We start from the raw sequence: 16,903 nt of genomic DNA on the forward strand, positions 1-16,903 counted from the left end.
GCGAACGGGCCTGACTCAGTCCAGGAAGGCGACACACACTCCATCGGGGTACTGCCAGAGTTTGTTGCCGGCCGCAAACTCGGCCGCGCCCCGCCCCTGGATCCGTTCGAGGATGCCGTCCCCCTGACCGCCGGCGTCCACCGGTGGGCGGCAGCAGCCATCGATCGCTGCTGCCACCCGCAGGCACCGGTGACGACCACCGGCCGATCGATCAGTTGCGCAGGCTCCACTGCTGGTTCGTGCCGCCGTGACACGTCCAGAGCTGGATCCTGGTCCCGTTCGCGGTGCCGTTGCCGCTGGCGTCCAGGCACAGCCCGGACTGCACGCCGGTGATCGATCCGTTGGCGTTGATGTTCCATTGCTGGTTGGACTGTCCGTTGCAGTCCCAGATGATCACGGGAGTGCCGTTGGCGGTCCCGTTGCCGGAGGCGTCGAGACACTTGTTGCTGTACACCGTCAGTTGCCTGCCGGCGGTGTGGGTCCATCGCTGGTTCGTCCCGCTGAGGCAGTCCCACAGTTGCACCTGGGCGCCGTTCGCCGTGCTGGCCCCGCCGACCTCGGCGCAGCGGCCGGACGCACCGCCGACGATCTGCACGTTCTGCCGGCTGGCGCCGGTCTGCGGCCCGGCGGAGGCCATCACCGCCTGCGCTCCGGCCGGCCAGTTGCCGCCGGTCACCGTGACGTTGCCGGACACCACGTTGCCCCGGTCGCCGTTGGTGACGTTGGTGCTGCCGTTGGAGGACCAGTTGCCGGTGACCGTGAAGTTGCCCATGTTCTCGGCGAACCAGTAGTTGGCGGTGGCCCATGTCCCGGTCGCGGAGAAGACGTTGTTGCGGGCGGTGTAGTAGCGCGAGCCCTCGTCGAAGTAGAGCCCGAAGTACCCGTTGGTACGCAGGCAGTAGTTGTCGCTGATCAGCGCGCCCGGGTTGGCCGAGAGCGTGTAGATGCAGCCGCCGTCGTTCATCTGCTGCATCACGTCGTGGATGTAGTTGCCGGTGATCACGTTGTTCGCGGCGGTGGTGGCGGTCGAGTAGCGGGGCTGGTAGTTGTACAGCCCCCGGTCGGCGTAGTGGTTGCTGCCGCCCGCGTCGTTGGAGCCCCAGCCGTACCCAGCCGACACGCCGGTGTACGGCAGGTTGTAGACCTCGTTGTGCGAGATCGTGGCGCCGGCGACGTACGTGGTCAGGACGGACACGATGCCGCGGTGCTCGACGCCCAGGTCGTGGAGCCGGTTGTTGCTGACGGTGATGTTCCGGTTGACCATGCGCTGGTCGGAGGGATGATGCGCATCAGCTCGCACGCCGCCGACGACGATGCCGCCGGCCGAGTTGCGAGCGATCTCCGACCGGGTGACGGTGATGTCGGTGGCGCCCAGTCCGATACCACTGGCGTGCGCGGTGGCGTCGTTGCCGATGCCGATCGCGGTCTGGCCCAGGTTGACGAACTGGGAGTCGGTGAAGGTGATGTTGCTGGCCGCGGAGACCTGCACGGCGGCCGGCGACTGGAACCAGTTGGGGCGGGTGGCCTCGAACTGCGGGCAGCCGTTGTGGCACGACGTGAACGCGGGCCAGTTCCAGTTCCCCGAGATGTACGCACCGGTCTGCTGGTCGGCATAGCCCTGGCTGCCGCTGGGCCCGAGCCAGCTCGTCCCGCTGAACGTGATCCCGGCGAAGGTGACGTGGTGTGCGGGAGCGGCGTACGTTCCTCCGATCTGGAGCAGTGATTCGAGCGCCGGCAGTTCCACGCTCACGCTGGTCATGTTCTGGCCGGACAGCGGGATGTAGGACAGCGCTCCGGTGCCGGGGTCCAGGTGCCACTCCCCCGGCGCGTCGAGGAACTCGTAGGCGTTGCTCAGGTACAGCGGTCCGGCCCGGTGCGGACTGGTGAACGTGTCGTACCCGAAGTTGTTGTTGCTCCAGCCGGGTTGCTGCATCGTGATCAGGTTCCCGGCGATGTTCTGCACCGACACGTAGCGGTCGGTGAACGAGCCGACGCTCTCCACCTGGACACGATTGTCGGTGGCGAGGTTGTTGAGGTAGGACAGCGCTCCGTTGGTGAACCTCAGTCCGGTGCTGTCCGCGGTGAAGTCGGCCCGGTTGACCTGGGTACGCGCGCGGGTGGCGATGGCCCCGTTGACGTAGAGCTGCCGGCTGTCCCGGCCGGCGCCGACGTTGGCGCGCCAGATGTTCCTGCCGGAGTCCGCAAGCGACCACCCGGTGACGGCCCGGGAGCCGCTGATCACGGGCCGGGCCGACGGCGCGGCCTGCCACAGGACACGGTAGCCGTTCGTGCCGGAGTCGGCGGCGGTCAGCCGCAGCGGCGCGGGCAGCCGGTACACCCCGTCGGCGAGTTGCACGACGATGTCACCGGACATGGACCCGGTGAGCGCTCGCACGGCGGTCTGCGCGGCGGTGAGTGAGCACGGCTGGGCGCTCGTGCAAACGGTGCCGGTCCCGGCCGGGGCGGCGTAGAGGGTGGTGGTGGCGGCCCGGGCGGGGGTGGCCGACGTCGCCACGACGGCCGCGGTGGCCACGACCGTCAGTGACATCGTCGCGAGCCGGGAGAGAAGTCTCCCCGGCGAGGCTGAGCGAGGTACGGACACGGGTGTCTCCTTACCTGGGGAAATGGGGGAAAGTGCGGGAGCGGGACACAGTCAGCCGTCAGTTCATCATACGAATTATGTCTCAACAAGGATTGACGGATGTCGCTTTCGACGGCACGCGTCCCGGATGCCGTACGCCGGATCGGTCAGGAGATCCGCCGCTCAGGGCCCGTGCCGCTCATCGGCCGAGCCAGCCACCGTCGACCGGTATCACCGCCCCGTTGACGTAGTCCGAGGCCGCCGAGGCGAGGAACACCGTGACGCCGCCCAGGTCGTCCGGGCGGCCCCACCGGCCCGCCGGGATCCGGGCGAGAATGGCCCGGTCGCGTTCGGGATCGTCGCGCAGCGCCCGGGTGTTGTCGGTGGCGATGTAGCCGGGAGCGATGGCGTTCACGTTCACCCCGTGCGCGGCCCACTCGTTGGCGAGTGCCTTCGTGAGCCCGGCGATACCGGACTTCGAGGCGGCATATCCGGGTACGGTGACGCCGCCCTGGAAACTCAGCAGCGACGCGGTGAAGATGATCTTCCCGTGTCCCCGGGCGGTCATGGTCCGGCCGATCTCCCGGCTCAGCACGAACTGGCCGCTGAGGTTGACCTCGATGACCCGGTCCCACATGTCGTCGGTGTGGTCGGCCGCCGGCGTACGGATGATCGTGCCGGCGTTGTTCACCAGGATGTCGATCGGTCCGAGAGCGAGGACGTCATGGGCCAGCCGCCGCACCGCCGCCCGGTCGGCCAGGTCCGCCCGGAACCCGGTGAACCGGCGACCGGCACCGCGGACCCGGCGCTCCACCTCGCTGCCGTCCGGCTCGAGCCGGGCGGAGACGCCGACGACGTCCGCACCGGCCACGGCGAGCGCCTCCGCCATCGCCAGGCCGATGCCACGCCGGGCGCCGGTCACGAGAGCGGTCCGTCCCGACAGGTCGAACAGGGCGGTCACCGGGTCTCCTCCCGCGAGTCGAGCAGCACCTTCATGACGCCGCCGCCGGCCAGTGCCGCGAACGCCGCGGCCACCTCACCGAGCGGCTCGATCCGCGAGATCAGCGGCTGGACCGCGATCCTGCCTCCGGCGAGCAGCCGGACCGCCTCCTCCATGTCCTCACGCCGATAGAGCCGCGCCCCGAGCAGCTCCAGCTCACGCCAGAAGAAACTGTGCAGGTTCACCTGCCGGGGCTGCGGGTGGATCGCCACCATCACCAGCCGGCCCCGCGTGGTCAGCACGCTGATGGCGGTGTCGACGCCCAGCGCCGAACCGGACACCTCGAACGCGACGTCGGCGAGGGCCCCGCCGGTGCGGTCCGCGACCGCGGTCGTCACGTCGGTCGGCACCGGATCCACGGTGTCGATGCCGATACCGGCCGCGACGCCGCGCCGGTACTCGTCGGGTTCGACCAGGAGCACACGGGCACCGCGGAGCTGCGCCACCCGGGCGATCAGTACGCCGATCGGACCGCCACCGACCACGACCACCTGATCGCCCATGGCCACGTTCGCCCGGCGGACGTCGTGCACCGCCACGGCGACCGGCTCGGTCAGCGCCGCCTGATCGAGCGGCAGGCCGTCCGGCAACGGCACGACGAGGTTCGCCGGTACGTTCCACGAGTCCTGCATGGACCCCGGCGAGTCGATGCCGAGGAAGTTCATGGCATGGCAGATGTGCGAGTTGCCGCGCAGGCAGGCGGTACACCGCCCGCACCAGCGGTCGGCATCACCGTGACGGCCTGACCGACGGCGAGGTCGTCGACGCCCGCGCCGAGCGCCGCGATCCGGCCGGACATCTCGTGCCCGATGACCGCGGGAGCAGCGACCCGGGAGTCCATGTCCCCGTGGTAGATGTGCAGATCGGTACCGCAGATGCCGGTGTAGGCCACGGCGATCCGCACCTGGCCCGCACCGGGCGGCTGCGGTTCCCGGTCGACGACGTCGAATTGCTGCGCTCCTCGGTAGAGCACTGATCTCATCGAACCTCCGTATGGGGGCAGCCCGCCGGAAGCGGGCGGACGTCGTTGTTGGGCTACGGCGCCACAGGGAACCGGGCGGGCCGGGCGACGCCGTCCAGATCCGGCAGCAGCCGCTGACCGGCGCGCTCCGGGCGTACGTTCGGCCCCTCCGCCGCGGCCCCGGTGAATCGGTGCGCCGCGGCCCGGATCGCCCGGTCGTCGACGCGGATGCCGAGGCCCGGGGTGTCACTGAGAAGGAAGGCGCCGTCCTCGACCTGCAGGTCCAGTGAGACGCCGACGGGTGGGTCCAGGTCCTGCAATTCGCTGGTCAGGTGATTCGGTACGGAGGTCGCCGCGTGCAACAGCCCGATCGGGATGTTGCCCACCGGGCTCACCGGCAGGTCGTGGGCGTGGGCCAGGGTGGAGACCCGGAGGAAGTGGGTGACGCCCCACACGGCGGCCGTCTGCACGATGTCGACCGCCCCGGCCGCGATGATCGGACGGCACTGCTCGAGCCCGCTGAGGTTCTCCCCGGTGGCCACCGACGCCCGTACGCCACGGGTGACCGCGGCGTGACCCTCGGCGTCCCAGCGGCGTACCGGCTCCTCGATCCAGATCAGGTCGACGGTGCGCTCGAGTTCGCTGACGTGACGGACGGCCTGCTTCCGGGTCCAGGCCTCGTTCACGTCGAGCATGAGGCCGGGCCGCCGCCCGTGCGCCGCCTCGGTCAGCACATCCCTGACCAGGCACAACCGGTCCCGGTCACGCTCGATGTCCAGCCCGCCCTTGAGCTTGGCGGCGCGCAGACCGTACCCGGCATAGATCTCATAGGCGGCGACGAGCTCGTCGTCGGTCAGCGCGATGTCCAGGCCGGAGGCGTACGCCGGGACCCGCCGGTCGCGCCCGCCGAGCAACCGCCACAACGGCTGGCCGGCGGCTTTGGCCTTGATGTCCCACAGAGCGGTGTCCAGCGCGCCGATGGTGCCGAACACCGGCCCCGCGTGCCCGGCCTTGAAGGTGTGCCGCAGCATGCGGTCGTAGAGGGACGTCACCGCGCGGGGATCCTCACCCTCGACGGCGGCGAAGACCCGTTCGATCTCCACGTGCGGGCCGAGGCCCACCCCGGAGATGCCCTCGTCCGTGTCCACGATGACGATCGACACCGGGACCATGCCGTCGGCGAAGACGCCGTTGGCGTCGCCGACCGGCCGTCCCCATTGCTGCACCGTGGTCAGTGTCCGATATCCGGTGATCCGCATGTCAGCCCTTCGTGGAGCCGGCGGCGACGCCGTCGGCGATCTGGCGCTGGAGGAAGAGATAGACGACGAGCACGGGAAGCGCGGCGATCAGAACCCCGGAGGCGAAGGTCGGGATGTCGTCGGAGTACTGCCCGCGCAGCGAGGTCACGCCCACCATGAGGGTCCGGTGGTCGGCCGAGGGCATCATCACCAGCGACATGAGCACGTCGTTCCAGCAGAAGAGGGCGTTGAGGATCCCCACCGACAGCAGGGCCGGGGTGCCGAGCGGCAGCATGATCCGGCGGTACACGCCGTAGACGCTGTTGCCGTCGATCCTGGCCGCGTCGATGACCTCCTGGGGAACGGTCCGGTAGTAGCCGGTCATCAGGAAGACGGTGAACGGCAGGAACTGCGCGACATAGACGAGAATCAGGCCCGGGTACGTGTCGATGAGCCCGGTGTCGGCCATGATCCGCGCGAGCGGCACCATGATCACCTGGAAGGGCACGAAGAGCCCCGCCAGGCAGGCCAGATACAGCACCGTGGATCCGCGGAAGCGCAACCGGCTCAGGGCGAAGCCCGCCATCGAGCCGAGCAGCAGCAGGAGCAGCACCGCCGACGTCACGACCAGGAGCGAATTGGCCAGGTAGCGACCCATGCCGACGCTGGTCCACGCCGTCGTGAGGTTCGCACCGCGCAGGGTGTCGGCAAGCGCGAATCGATCGAGGACGTAGTCACGCCGGGTCTTCATGGCCACGTTGACGGTGAACAGCAAGGGGTAGATCGTGGCGAGCGCGAGCAGGAGCATCGGGAGCGCGAGAAGCCAGGTGGCCGGGCGGAAACGCGACATCAGTCGTCCTTCCCGGACCGTTGGAGCAGTGTGATCTGCAGCAGGCCGACGACCAGCATGATCATGAAGAGGACGGTCGACGCGGCGGACGCGAGAGCCGGACGGTTCATCTGCCCCTGCTGGATCCAGATGTAGTACTCCGGCAGGTAGGTGGAGCCCTCGGGGCCACCGCTGGTCATCACGAAGAGCAGACCGAACATCGAGGTCAGCATCCCGATCATGGTGGTGACGAAGACGAACTGGATGGTGCGGGTGAGGCGGGGGATGATCACGTGCCAGATCACGCGCGGCAGTGACGCCCCGTCCACCCGGGCCGCGTCCAGCAGCGCGGGATCCAGGGTGGCGAATCCGGCGAGGAAGACCACCAGGGCCATTCCGAACGTCGCCCAGACGTGTACGCCGACCACCGCGAACATGGCGATGGCGGGGTCACCGAGCCAGTCCACCGGGCTCATTCCCACGTGGCCGAGGACGGCGTTGAGCGGACCGTCGAAGGCCAGGAGCAGGTTGAAGATCGCACCGACGATGACCGGGGAGAGCACGGCCGGGAAGAAGTAGACGCCGCGGTAGAGACGGTGCCCCGGCACCCGCAGGTAGATGAAGGTGGCGAGCAGGCCGGGAATCGCCACGGCCACCGGGAGCAGCAGCACGAGCAGGCCGACGTTGCTCAGCGCGGTGCGGAACAGCGGATCCTCGATCAGCTCGCGGTAGTTGTCGAAGCCGACCGCCGTCCCGTTCCGCTCCCCGTCGCCGGTGAACGAGAAGTTCACCCCGAGCAGCAGGGGGTACAGCCGCAGCCCCAGGATGACGAGCGCGGTGGGGGCGATCAGCACGTACGGTGCGAACCGCTCGGTACGCGAGCCCCGCTTCGGGCGGGGCGGACGGCGGGTCGCGGGTTCGCGCGGCGCCTCGCCGGCCCGTCCGGCCCCGCCCGGACGGACCGGCGGTGGCGCGTTCTCGGTCCGCACGGGCTTCAGGCGGTCTTGTCGGAGGCCGCCAGCTGCTCCACCACCTGGTCGACGGTGATCGACCCGCTCAGAAGTTGCTGGGACAGGCGTCCCATCAGGTCCAGGGTCTTCGAGGAGAGCGCCACATGCAGGGCGGGCTTGCCGGTCTTGATCGCTGCGGAGATCGTGGCCACGGCCGGGCCGGCGGCTGACGCGTCGATCGTGGTGTCGGCGGCTATCGCCCCGGCCTCGGCGTAGAACGCCTTCAGCGCCTCCGTCGACGTCAGCGAGCGCACCAGGTCGGCGGCGACCTCGGGGTTCTTCGTCCACTTCGCCACGCCGTACCCGATCCCGCCGTCGAAGGGCATGCTCGGGGTGACGCCGGTGGTGACGACCGGCGCGCCCATGACGCCGAGCTTCTCGGGTGTCAGGAACTCGTTGAAGTCCTTCCAGTGCCCCACGTCCGACATCAGGCCGATCACGTGTGCGGCCTTGCCGGACTGGAAGAGGGCGAAGGAGTCGTTGAACATCGCCGTCGAGTTCGCGCCCTCGTTGTTCAAGCCCTTCTCGCCCGACTGCTTCCAGAGCTCGAAGATCTGCTTCACGTGCGGCGACTTCCAGTCGCGCCGGCCGGCGATCCAGTCGTCGTACTCCTGGGCGGTGAGGACTCCCGAGCCCAGCGCCGAGAGCCAGAACTGGATGCCGGCACCCTCCTTGTTGCCGAGAGCGATGCAGTCGGCGCCCACCTTGGTGACGGCGGTGCAGCCGGCGAGGAACTCGTCCCAGGTCCCCGGCGGAGCGGCGGGATCGAGGCCGGCCTTCTCGTAGAGCCCCTTGTTGTAGTAGATGGGGTGGCCCTGCAGCGTCACCGGGCCGGCGTACGTCTTGCCGTCCTTGGTGAACGCGTCCCAGCCGGCCAGCCGCTGCCGGTCCTCGGCCAGGTATTCGTCCAGCGGCACCAGCGCGTCGACCCGGTCGCGGATCTGTCCTCCGCCGTTGAACAACATGACGTCCGGCCCCTTGCCGGACTGGATCGCCGCGCCGAGCAGTGTGTAGTACTGGTCGAACGGTTGGGCGACGAACTCGACCGTGACGCCCGGATGCTTTCCGGCGAAGTCGGCCTTCGCCTTCTCCACGTAGGACTTCGCGGACGGTTCACCGGATTTCCAGTCCCACACCACCAGCCTGTCCGCCGACCCGCCGGACGTGGCTCCACCGGATCCCGACGCACTGCCACACCCCGTCAGAGCCAGGCCCGCCACCAGGACCGCCGACCACCATGAGCGCACTCTCATCTCGTCACCTCTGCAGAAGCGGCCGACGGACCGTCAGGGCCGACAATAACGGGAACGTAACTCGTATGACGTATGCCGTCAATTACGCGGTCGTACACTGATGCCACGCCGCTTCCCGGCGAGCACCCGGAGGGAACATGACGCCATCGCAGGACACGGCCCTGAACGCCGTGGCCAAGCCGGCCTGGGCTCGCCGGCCCAGCAACCTCGCCAAAGCACTCACCGCCGAGCTGGTCGAGCGCATCGTCCGGAACGTCTACCCCTCCGGAACGCCGCTGCCGCCCGAGCCGGTGCTCTGCGAGACCTTCTCGGTCAGCCGGACCGTCGTCCGGGAGGCGGTGAAGATCCTCCAGGAAAAGGGGCTCGTCCAGGTCCGCCAGGGCGCCGGAACGGCGGTCACCCCGTCATCGCAGTGGGACATGCTGGACGAACTCGTCCTGATGGCCACCATCACCGAGGACGACTCGCTCGCCATCCTCGACGACGTGGTCGTCACCCGGCGCCTGCTGGAGTCGGACATGGCGAACGTCGCCGCCCGCACCGCCGGCCCGGAGACCGTGGAACGGCTCGGCGCCCTGGTCGACCGGATGGACGAACTCGTCGACGACCACATCACCTACCAGGAGCACGACCGGATCTTCCACGACACGGTCATGCAGGCGTCCGGCAACCGCATCGCCCGCAGCGTCGTCCGCGCCCTGGAGAGCCAGGTCGTCAACACGGCCCGGTACATGGGCCGTACGGAACGCTCGCTGTGCGTCGCCTCCAACCGCGGGCACCGGCGCATCTACGAACGCATCGCCGCCCAGGACCCGCAGGGCGCGGCCGAGGCGATGTTCACCCACATCACCGAGGCGTGGCTCGTCCGGCGCAGCGGCTCCGGGGAGACGACCCGCCTCGACCGCTGACCCATGACCGCCTCGCCGGCCGCCGGGCGTCCGCATCCTCAGCCGGCCGGGACCGGACGCCAGTTGTCGCCGGCGCCGGTGTCACCTCGGCCGGCAGCCGGGCCACCGGCAGCTCCCGCGGCGGAAGCCACCGCGAGGCCGGCGGCTTGCAGCAGGCGGCGGCTCACGGACGAGGACATGGCGACTCCCATATAGTTCTCGGCGATCGTCTATGTTATCGCTAACATTTGTGCGCAGCTTCCGGCATCACGCTGCGAGCCGCCAGAGGTGCGACCGCCGGAACGGCGCGACGGACAGAATTGCAAATGACGTATGACGTCTGTGCGCAGAACATTAGGACGCCGTTTCCAGCGTGTCAACGCAATCACCACGAATTCCGGTGCCGCACAATCCGAAAAATGTGACCGGCGGAAAACTGTAATGAAAGCTCCCCCCGATCAGTCGCATTGACTTTCGGCAATATGTGCTCGCATGCTGGCCGCGTCCAGCACAGGACCGGACGGCGTCTGTCCCGCAGAACCTGGGCGACCCGCCGCAGCGCACGTCCGGCAAGTCCCCCGGCGCCATGGCCGCACCCGAAACGCCTCCGCCGTCCCCGTTCACAGGGAGCACTCATGAGACGAGACACCGATCGTCGTCGGTGGTGGCGCCCGCTCGCCGTAACCGCGCTGCTCGCCCTCACCGCCGCCGACGTCACCGGTCCGGCGCCGGCTTCGGCGAACGTCGGCGCGAACGCCGATGCCGCGGTTCTCGCACCGAGCGGCGGGTGCGGCAAGGCGCCGGCACTGACCAGCGGTACGCGCACGATCCAGACGAGCGGCCGGACACGCAGCTACATCCTGCGGATCCCCGACGGCTACGACATGAACCGCCCGTACCGCCTCGTTTTCGGATTCCACTGGAACGGTGGCACCGCGGGTGACATCGACTCCGGCGGCACCAGCGGTTATCCCTGGTCGTACTACGGGCTCCGGGCCCTGTCCGGCAACAGCGCGATCTTCGTGGCGCCGCAGGGGCTCAACAACGGATGGGCGAACTCCGGCGGCGAGGACGTGACCTTCGTCGACGCCATGCTGGCCCAGATCGAGGCCGCCCTGTGCGTCGACACCGCCCAGCGCTTCGCCGGCGGCTTCAGCTACGGCGGCGGGATGAGCTACGCCCTCGCATGCGCCCGGCCGGCAGTGTTCCGGGCGGTCGCCGTCTACGCCGGTGGGCAGCTCAGCGGGTGCAACGGCGGCACCCAGCCGGTCGCGTACATCGGACTGCACGGCCTGCGGGACCCGGTCCTCAACATCTCCCAGGGCCGGTCGCTGCGGGACAGGTTCGTCAGGAACAACGGCTGCACACCGCAGAATCCGCCGGAACCCGCGCGGGGCAGCCTCACCCACACCGTCACCACCTACACCGGATGCCGCAGCGGATATCCGGTGACGTGGGCCGCGTACGACGCCGGGCACACCCCCGGCCCCGTCGACGGGTCGGCCGGCGACTTCGAACCCGGTGAACGCTCCTGGACCAGGGCGGTGGTGTGGAACTTCTTCGCCCAGTTCGCCACCTCCGACCCCGGGCCCGGTCCCGGCCCCGCGACCTTCCGCCTGCGCAGCGAATCGGCCGGCCGGTGCCTCGACGTCAGCGGCGCGAACTCCGCCAACGGCACCGTGACGCAGGTCTGGGACTGCCACGCCGACGTCAACCAGCAGTTCAGCCAGAACGGGCGCGAACTGCGGGTACTCGGCAAATGCCTGGACCTCGCGCCGAACGCGGCCGCCGGGACCCGGGCGCAGATCTGGGACTGCAACGGCGGCGCCAACCAGCAATGGAACGTCAACAGCAACGGCACGGTCAGCAACGCCCAGACCGGACTCTGCCTCGACGTCAGCGGCTCCGCCACCGCGAACGGCACCGCCGTCGTCGCCTGGAGCTGCCACACCGGCGCCAACCAGCGCTGGGCCCGCGCCTGACCGCCTGAGCCCCCTCCGACTCCCCCATGCCCTCAACCGCATCCCCGCCGGGACGAATCCCTCAACACCTCCGGACCCTCACCGTGCCGGCCGCGTCCTGCCTGCTCGCCGCCACCGGCGCCGTCGCCGATGGTCAGGCCGTCCCGCATCGTCACAGTCTCCCCTGCCCGCCGTGACGTCCCGCACCGCAAGCCGTCATCCCAGGCGTAACCGGGCCTGCACCGGCAGATGGTCGCTCGGGAACTGGCCGCCCTCGTGGTAGGTGTTCATCAGGGCCGCCACGACGGTGACGCGCGGGCCCGCGAGGATCCAGTCGACACGGGGGCCGTGCGGCACCAGCGGCTGGTAGTTGTGGAACGTCGCGAAGTCCGGGCCCCGCCGTGCCGCGGCGATCCAGGTGTCACGGAGCTGTGCATTCTCGGACAGCACGCGATGGGTCTCGCTGTCCGGGCCGGCCGGGCTGTTGAAGTCGCCGGTGAGTACGACCGGCAGGGGCTCGAAGTCGGCCAGCCGCTGGGTGATGAGCTGGGCGGCCTGCCGGCGGGCGTACTCACTCCTGTTGTCGAGGTGGGTGTTGACGGCATAGAAACGTTGCCCGGTCGCAACATCGAAGAACAAGACCCAGGTGACCATGCGTACGTACGCCGAATCCCAACTGATCGAGCCGGGCACCCGCGGTGTCGCGGAGAGCCAGAAGTGGCCGTGCTCGCGCGGGACGAGCCGGGTCTCGTCGAAGAGGATCGCCACGTGTTCACCGAGGCCGTCGCTGTTACGCCCTCTGCCGATGCGCCCGTAACCGGCACCGAGATCCTGGTCGAGGTCACGCAGCTGACCGTCCAGACCCTCCTGGATACCGATCAGATCCGGTCGCTCGGCCGCGAGCAGGGCCCGCATCACGGGGCGCCGCCGGGTCCACGAGTTCGGGTTGTTGTTTCCCGCGTACCGCAGGTTGAAGGTCATCACGTCGAGGTCAGCGGGGCCGGCGGGACCGGCGAGCGCGTTCATCGCGGGGACCGGTGGAGCCGGTGGCGCGGCAACCGGCTGCCGGACGGAGTCACCGCCGACAGCCGGAATGAGGGCAAGAAGTGCCAGGAGGATCAGGGACCGTGCGATGGGGACCCGGGGCGGCACGGATCAACGATAGCCGCCGGATCAGGACTGACGGTTGTAGAGCCGCTTGGACCAGAGGTAACCACCGAGGGCGATGGCCGCGCACCAGGCGGTCGCGATCCACCCGTGACTGCCGATCGGCTCGTTCATCAGCAGGCCGCGGAGAGTCTCGATGATCGGGGTGAAGGGCTGATGCTCGGCGAACCAGCGCAACCCGTCCGGCATCGACTCGGTGGGGACGAATCCGCTGCCGAGGAAGGGCAGCAGGATCAGCGGCATGGGCGCGTTGCTCGCGGTCTCGACGGTCTTGCTCTTCAGCCCGAGCGCGACGCACAACCAGACGAACGCGAACGTCATCATGGCCAGGAAACCGGTCACGGCCAGCCAGCCGAGCGGGCCGGCCTCGGGCCGGAACCCGACCAGGAGAGCCACCCCGATCACGATCGCCACCGCGAACATGCCCTGCAGGACGCTGCCCAGGACGTGCCCGGTGAGCACCGAGACCCGGGCGATGTGCATGGTCCGGAAGCGGGTGATGATGCCCTCGGTCATGTCCATGGCGATCGAGATGGCGGTGCCCTGGACCGTGGACATCACGGTCATCAGGATGATCGCCGGAGTCACGTAGTTGGCGTACTCCGCGCGTCCGCCGCCCGCACCGAGACCGGCGCCGAGCGTTCCGCCGAAGACGTAGACGAACAGGAGCAGGAAGACGACGGGCATCCCGACGAGCAGCACGGTCATCGACGGATAACGCAGCATCCGCTTGACGTTGCGGCGCAGCATCGTCACCGAGTCGCGGACGGGATGCACCCGCAGGCGCGGCGAGGCGAGGGCGGTGGTGGTCATCGGGCGGTCACCTTCTCGGAAGTGGGCCTGCCGGTCAGCGCGAGGAAGACGTCGTCGAGATCGGGGGTGTGCACGGACAGTTCACCGACCGCCACGCCACGTTCGTCGAGGCGGCCGATCAGGGTCTTGAGCGAGGCGAGGCTGCCGTCACTGGGGACCCGCAGCGCGAGCGCGTCGTTGTCGCGGGCCGCGCCGTCCAGCAGGCCGAGGGCCGTGTCGACACCCTGCGTGTCGGCGAATCGCAGCCGGACGTGCCCGCCGGGGATGCGGCGTTTCAGTTCCTCGGCGGTGCCCTCGGCGACGATTCGCCCGTGGTCCAGAACCGCGATCCGGTCGGCGAGTTCGTCGGCCTCCTCCAGGTACTGCGTGGTCAGGAAGATGGTGACGCCGCCGGCCACCAGATCCCGGACGATCTGCCACATGTCCCGCCGGCTGCGCGGGTCCAGGCCGGTGGTCGGCTCGTCCAGGAAGATCACTCGCGGGCTGCCGACGAGCGTCATCGCCAGGTCGAGCCGCCGCATCATGCCGCCGGAGTAGGTCGAGGGCGGTCTGCCGGCCGCCTCGGTCAGGCCGAACACGTCGAGCAGTTCCGCGCTCCGCCGCCGGCCGTCACGCCGGGACAGCCCGTGCAGGTCGGCCATCAGACGCAGGTTCTCCGCACCGGTGAGCAGTTTGTCGACGGCGGAGAACTGGCCGGTGACACCGATCGCGGCACGGACGGCGTCCGGTTCGCGGGCAACGTCGTGTCCGGCGACCCGGACGTCGCCCGCGTCGGCGCTGATCAGGGTGGAGAGGATCTTCACGGTGGTGGTCTTGCCGGCACCGTTCGCACCGAGCAGCGAGAACACCGTCCCGGCCGGCACGGCGAGGTCGAGGCCGTCGAGCACCACCTGGTCGCCGAACGATTTCCGCAGTCCCGAGACGGCGATCGCCATGTCGTTCCCGTTCATGATCGGTGGACGATGATGTCGCCGTACGAGGTGCGGCCGCGGACCTCGACGGTCCGGTCGGTGTCCTCGGGCCGGATGGCGTTCTGCAGCTGGTTGCGCACCCGCCCGAAGGACGTGTGCACCTCGAGCCAGGCCGCGGTGCCCTCGGCGATGCCGACCTCCAGGTCGCCCATGGCGGTGCCGAGCGTGACCGAGCCGCGGACCACCTCGCCGAGGCGGACGCTGCCGTTGGAGGTCTTGGCGTCGACGCCGGCATCGGCCCGCCCGACGTTGATGTCGCCGTTGGCGGCGCGGACCCGGACGTCCCCGGTGGCGGCGTCGATCGTGGTCTCGCCGTTGGAGTTGCTGACCACGGCGATGCCCTGGACGTCCCCGATCCGGACCCGCCCGGATCCGGTGGTGACGTCGGCGTCACCGGCCACCCCGTCGGCGGTGACGTGCCCGGCCGCGGTGTTGACGCGCAGCGGTCCGGTTCGTTCCAGCGAGACGTTGCCGGCCGCCGTCCGGACGCGGGTGTTCCCGAGCCGGCCGGTGCCGTGGAAGTCGCCGACCTGCATCTCGGCGGAGACTCCGGAGCCGCTGGGCAGTGCGATGTGCACGTCGACCGACCGGCTGCGGCGGGAGAAGCCGAAGGCACGGGCCTTCGGGCCGATCACCCGCAGCGTGCCGCCGGAGTAGTCGACGCGGACCTGCTCGGCGGCTTTCACGTCGGAGTCGTCGGATTCGTCGGTCGGCCGGACCTCGACGACGGTGTCGGGGCGGTCGCCCGCCGAGAGCCGGACGTAGGCGACGCCGAGGTCGATGGTGACGGAGATCGATTCGGGCGTGTCGAATTCAGGCATGGTTGTCCCCAGGTGGCGGGTGGATGGGTGAGTGAGTGGCCGGGGTGCGCCGGGTGTCAGCGCACCCAGCCGGTGAAGCTCTGGGTGGGAAGTCCGGAGGCGGCACGCGGCTCGGAACGCGGTTCCCGGCCGGGCTTCTGGAGGGCTGCGGCCGCCGCGCGGACCAGCCAGGCGTTGACCGAGCGGCCCTCCTTGGCGGCCGCCTCCTCGATCGCCGCCTTGAGCGGCTCCGGCATGCGGACGTTGATCCGCGCGGCCGGCCCGTCCTCGGTGAAGAAGGCGTCGGCGTCGGCCGCCGGCGCGGGTTCCGCGGCGACGGGACCCGGCTGCCCGGCCGGCGGCGGGGTGACGACGAATCCGGGGTCACGGCCGCGCAGGCGCAGCTCGACCGAACCCGGCGCCAGGTCTCGGGTGATCTCGTCGGCGGCCCCCGACAGCGCTTCCAGCAGCGTCATCCGGATCGCGGACTCGAGGGAGCCGCTGAGGCGCTCGACAAGCGCGCGGGACTCCTCACCACCGGCCTCGGCGAGGGTGGCGAACTCCCGCCCGAGGTTGCTCACGTATGTCGTCAGGTCCATGGCACCACCATGGCACAGCGATGGCACCATCCGCAAGGCTTTATGGCACCAAGCCGTGCCACGATGGCACCACCATCGACGGCTGCGATTGCGGTAGCCCGGCCGGCGGGGAATTCTGGCGTGGGGGTGGCAAGCGATGACTTCTGGCAACTGGCGGCCGGCGACCCTGCTGGCCCGGCTTCCACCGCGGATCCGCGACGAGATGACCACCCTCGGCGCGGAACGCCGGTACCGCGCCGGCGACGTGCTGATCCACGAGGGCGGGTCGACCCGCGAGATGTTGCTGCTGCTGAGCGGCTACGTGAAGGTGACCATGCGCAACGGTACGCATTCGGTGCTGCTGGCCGTCCGTTCGGCCGGCGACCCGGTCGGGGATCTGGCCGCGATGAGCGGCGAACCGCGATCGGCCACGGTGACCGCATGCACGCCGATCGTCGCGCGGTTCATCCTGCCCGAGACGCTGCGGACCTTCCTGCAGCGGCATCCACCGGCCGCCGGGCTCATCAGCGGGCTCGTCTCCACGCGACTGTCCACCGCGAACCGGCGCAGGGTCGAAGTCGCCACCCGTCCGATGCTCGACCGCCTGATCGGCGTGCTCCTCGACCTGATCGAGGTCTGCGGCGAGGAGCAGGCCGACGGCTCGGTCGAACTGCCCAGCTGGTTCAACCAGGCCGAACTGGCCGCCCTGGCGGGTGCCACCTCGACCGACACCGTGCAGCGCTGTCTGCGGACCCTGCGCGAACGCGGGCTGATCGAGAACGGGTACCGCTGGGTACGCGTCAAGGACCCGGACCGGCTCGCCGCGGCCCGGGTTCCCCCACCATGGGAGTGAC

The 16,903-nt window shown here is 69.8% G+C and carries 17 protein-coding genes and 1 pseudogene; 3 read left to right on the forward strand and 15 right to left on the reverse strand.

Going from position 1 to position 16,903, the window contains the following annotated elements:
• Positions 1–15: 15 nt before the first annotated feature.
• From AB0G04_RS06360 to AB0G04_RS06400, 9 genes and pseudogenes are all read right to left on the reverse strand, one after another.
• A complete protein-coding gene (locus AB0G04_RS06360) occupies positions 16–177 on the reverse strand; it encodes a hypothetical protein (protein WP_360977343.1) in 162 nt (53 codons plus the stop codon).
• A gap of 34 nt (positions 178–211) precedes the next feature.
• The gene (locus AB0G04_RS06365; protein WP_360977347.1) at positions 212–2,602 is read right to left on the reverse strand and encodes a ricin-type beta-trefoil lectin domain protein; all 2,391 of its coding nucleotides are present in this window, start codon (positions 2,600–2,602) and stop codon (positions 212–214) included.
• A 178-nt stretch (positions 2,603–2,780) separates the two neighbouring features.
• The gene (locus AB0G04_RS06370; protein WP_360977350.1) at positions 2,781–3,542 is read right to left on the reverse strand and encodes an SDR family oxidoreductase; all 762 of its coding nucleotides are present in this window, start codon (positions 3,540–3,542) and stop codon (positions 2,781–2,783) included.
• Positions 3,539–4,246 carry a zinc-binding dehydrogenase gene (locus AB0G04_RS06375; RefSeq protein ID WP_360977889.1) on the reverse strand — a complete coding sequence of 236 codons (708 nt, stop codon included), beginning with the start codon at positions 4,244–4,246 and terminating at the stop codon, positions 3,539–3,541. Before AB0G04_RS06375 ends, AB0G04_RS06370 begins: the two co-directional genes overlap by 4 nt.
• Positions 4,229–4,563: pseudogene (locus AB0G04_RS06380) on the reverse strand (alcohol dehydrogenase catalytic domain-containing protein); the annotation flags it as partial. The gene AB0G04_RS06375 and the pseudogene AB0G04_RS06380, both read right to left, overlap by 18 nt.
• A 53-nt stretch (positions 4,564–4,616) precedes the next feature.
• The gene (locus AB0G04_RS06385) at positions 4,617–5,801 is read right to left on the reverse strand and encodes a mandelate racemase/muconate lactonizing enzyme family protein (RefSeq protein WP_360977353.1); all 1,185 of its coding nucleotides are present in this window, start codon (positions 5,799–5,801) and stop codon (positions 4,617–4,619) included.
• A 1-nt stretch (position 5,802) separates the two neighbouring features.
• The gene (locus AB0G04_RS06390; RefSeq protein ID WP_360977356.1) at positions 5,803–6,630 is read right to left on the reverse strand and encodes a carbohydrate ABC transporter permease; all 828 of its coding nucleotides are present in this window, start codon (positions 6,628–6,630) and stop codon (positions 5,803–5,805) included.
• Complete coding sequence (locus AB0G04_RS06395) at positions 6,630–7,598, reverse strand: sugar ABC transporter permease (protein ID WP_360977359.1); 969 nt, start codon at positions 7,596–7,598, stop codon at positions 6,630–6,632. Before AB0G04_RS06395 ends, AB0G04_RS06390 begins: the two co-directional genes overlap by 1 nt.
• A gap of 5 nt (positions 7,599–7,603) precedes the next feature.
• Positions 7,604–8,872, reverse strand: coding sequence for an extracellular solute-binding protein (locus tag AB0G04_RS06400; protein WP_360977362.1), 1,269 nt, complete (start codon positions 8,870–8,872; stop codon positions 7,604–7,606).
• A gap of 137 nt (positions 8,873–9,009) precedes the next feature.
• Between AB0G04_RS06400 and AB0G04_RS06405 the strand changes: the two genes are divergently transcribed.
• Entirely contained in the window at positions 9,010–9,780 is a 771-nt protein-coding gene (locus tag AB0G04_RS06405) for a FadR/GntR family transcriptional regulator (RefSeq protein ID WP_360977365.1), read from the forward strand.
• Between the two features lie 38 nt (positions 9,781–9,818).
• On the opposite strand, the gene AB0G04_RS06410 is transcribed toward AB0G04_RS06405, so the two are convergent.
• Positions 9,819–9,959: a hypothetical protein gene (locus tag AB0G04_RS06410; RefSeq protein ID WP_360977368.1), complete on the reverse strand. Its 141-nt coding sequence runs from the start codon at positions 9,957–9,959 to the stop codon at positions 9,819–9,821.
• Between the two features lie 435 nt (positions 9,960–10,394).
• On the opposite strand from AB0G04_RS06410, the gene AB0G04_RS06415 reads away from it, so the two are divergent.
• Positions 10,395–11,741, forward strand: coding sequence for a ricin-type beta-trefoil lectin domain protein (locus AB0G04_RS06415; protein ID WP_360977371.1), 1,347 nt, complete (start codon positions 10,395–10,397; stop codon positions 11,739–11,741).
• Between the two features lie 195 nt (positions 11,742–11,936).
• Here the strand turns inward: AB0G04_RS06415 and AB0G04_RS06420 are convergent, their stop codons facing one another.
• Genes AB0G04_RS06420 through AB0G04_RS06440 form a run of 5 tightly spaced genes read right to left on the reverse strand, consistent with a single transcriptional unit; the run spans position 11,937 to position 16,070 of the window.
• Positions 11,937–12,872: an endonuclease/exonuclease/phosphatase family protein gene (locus AB0G04_RS06420; RefSeq protein WP_360977374.1), complete on the reverse strand. Its 936-nt coding sequence runs from the start codon at positions 12,870–12,872 to the stop codon at positions 11,937–11,939.
• A gap of 21 nt (positions 12,873–12,893) precedes the next feature.
• Positions 12,894–13,700: an ABC transporter permease gene (locus tag AB0G04_RS06425; RefSeq protein WP_360977377.1), complete on the reverse strand. Its 807-nt coding sequence runs from the start codon at positions 13,698–13,700 to the stop codon at positions 12,894–12,896.
• Entirely contained in the window at positions 13,697–14,650 is a 954-nt protein-coding gene (locus AB0G04_RS06430) for an ATP-binding cassette domain-containing protein (protein ID WP_360977380.1), read from the reverse strand. Before AB0G04_RS06430 ends, AB0G04_RS06425 begins: the two co-directional genes overlap by 4 nt.
• Complete coding sequence (locus tag AB0G04_RS06435) at positions 14,647–15,492, reverse strand: DUF4097 family beta strand repeat-containing protein (RefSeq protein ID WP_360977383.1); 846 nt, start codon at positions 15,490–15,492, stop codon at positions 14,647–14,649. The genes AB0G04_RS06430 and AB0G04_RS06435 overlap by 4 nt, the downstream gene beginning before the upstream one ends.
• Positions 15,493–15,548: 56 nt before the next feature.
• Positions 15,549–16,070: an Arc family DNA-binding protein gene (locus AB0G04_RS06440; RefSeq protein ID WP_360977386.1), complete on the reverse strand. Its 522-nt coding sequence runs from the start codon at positions 16,068–16,070 to the stop codon at positions 15,549–15,551.
• A gap of 136 nt (positions 16,071–16,206) precedes the next feature.
• Between AB0G04_RS06440 and AB0G04_RS06445 the strand changes: the two genes are divergently transcribed.
• Positions 16,207–16,902, forward strand: coding sequence for a Crp/Fnr family transcriptional regulator (locus AB0G04_RS06445; RefSeq protein WP_360977389.1), 696 nt, complete (start codon positions 16,207–16,209; stop codon positions 16,900–16,902).
• The last annotated feature ends 1 nt before the right edge of the window (position 16,903 follow it).

Source organism: Actinoplanes sp. NPDC023801 (genome assembly GCF_040639655.1).
Classification (GTDB): domain Bacteria; phylum Actinomycetota; class Actinomycetes; order Mycobacteriales; family Micromonosporaceae; genus Actinoplanes.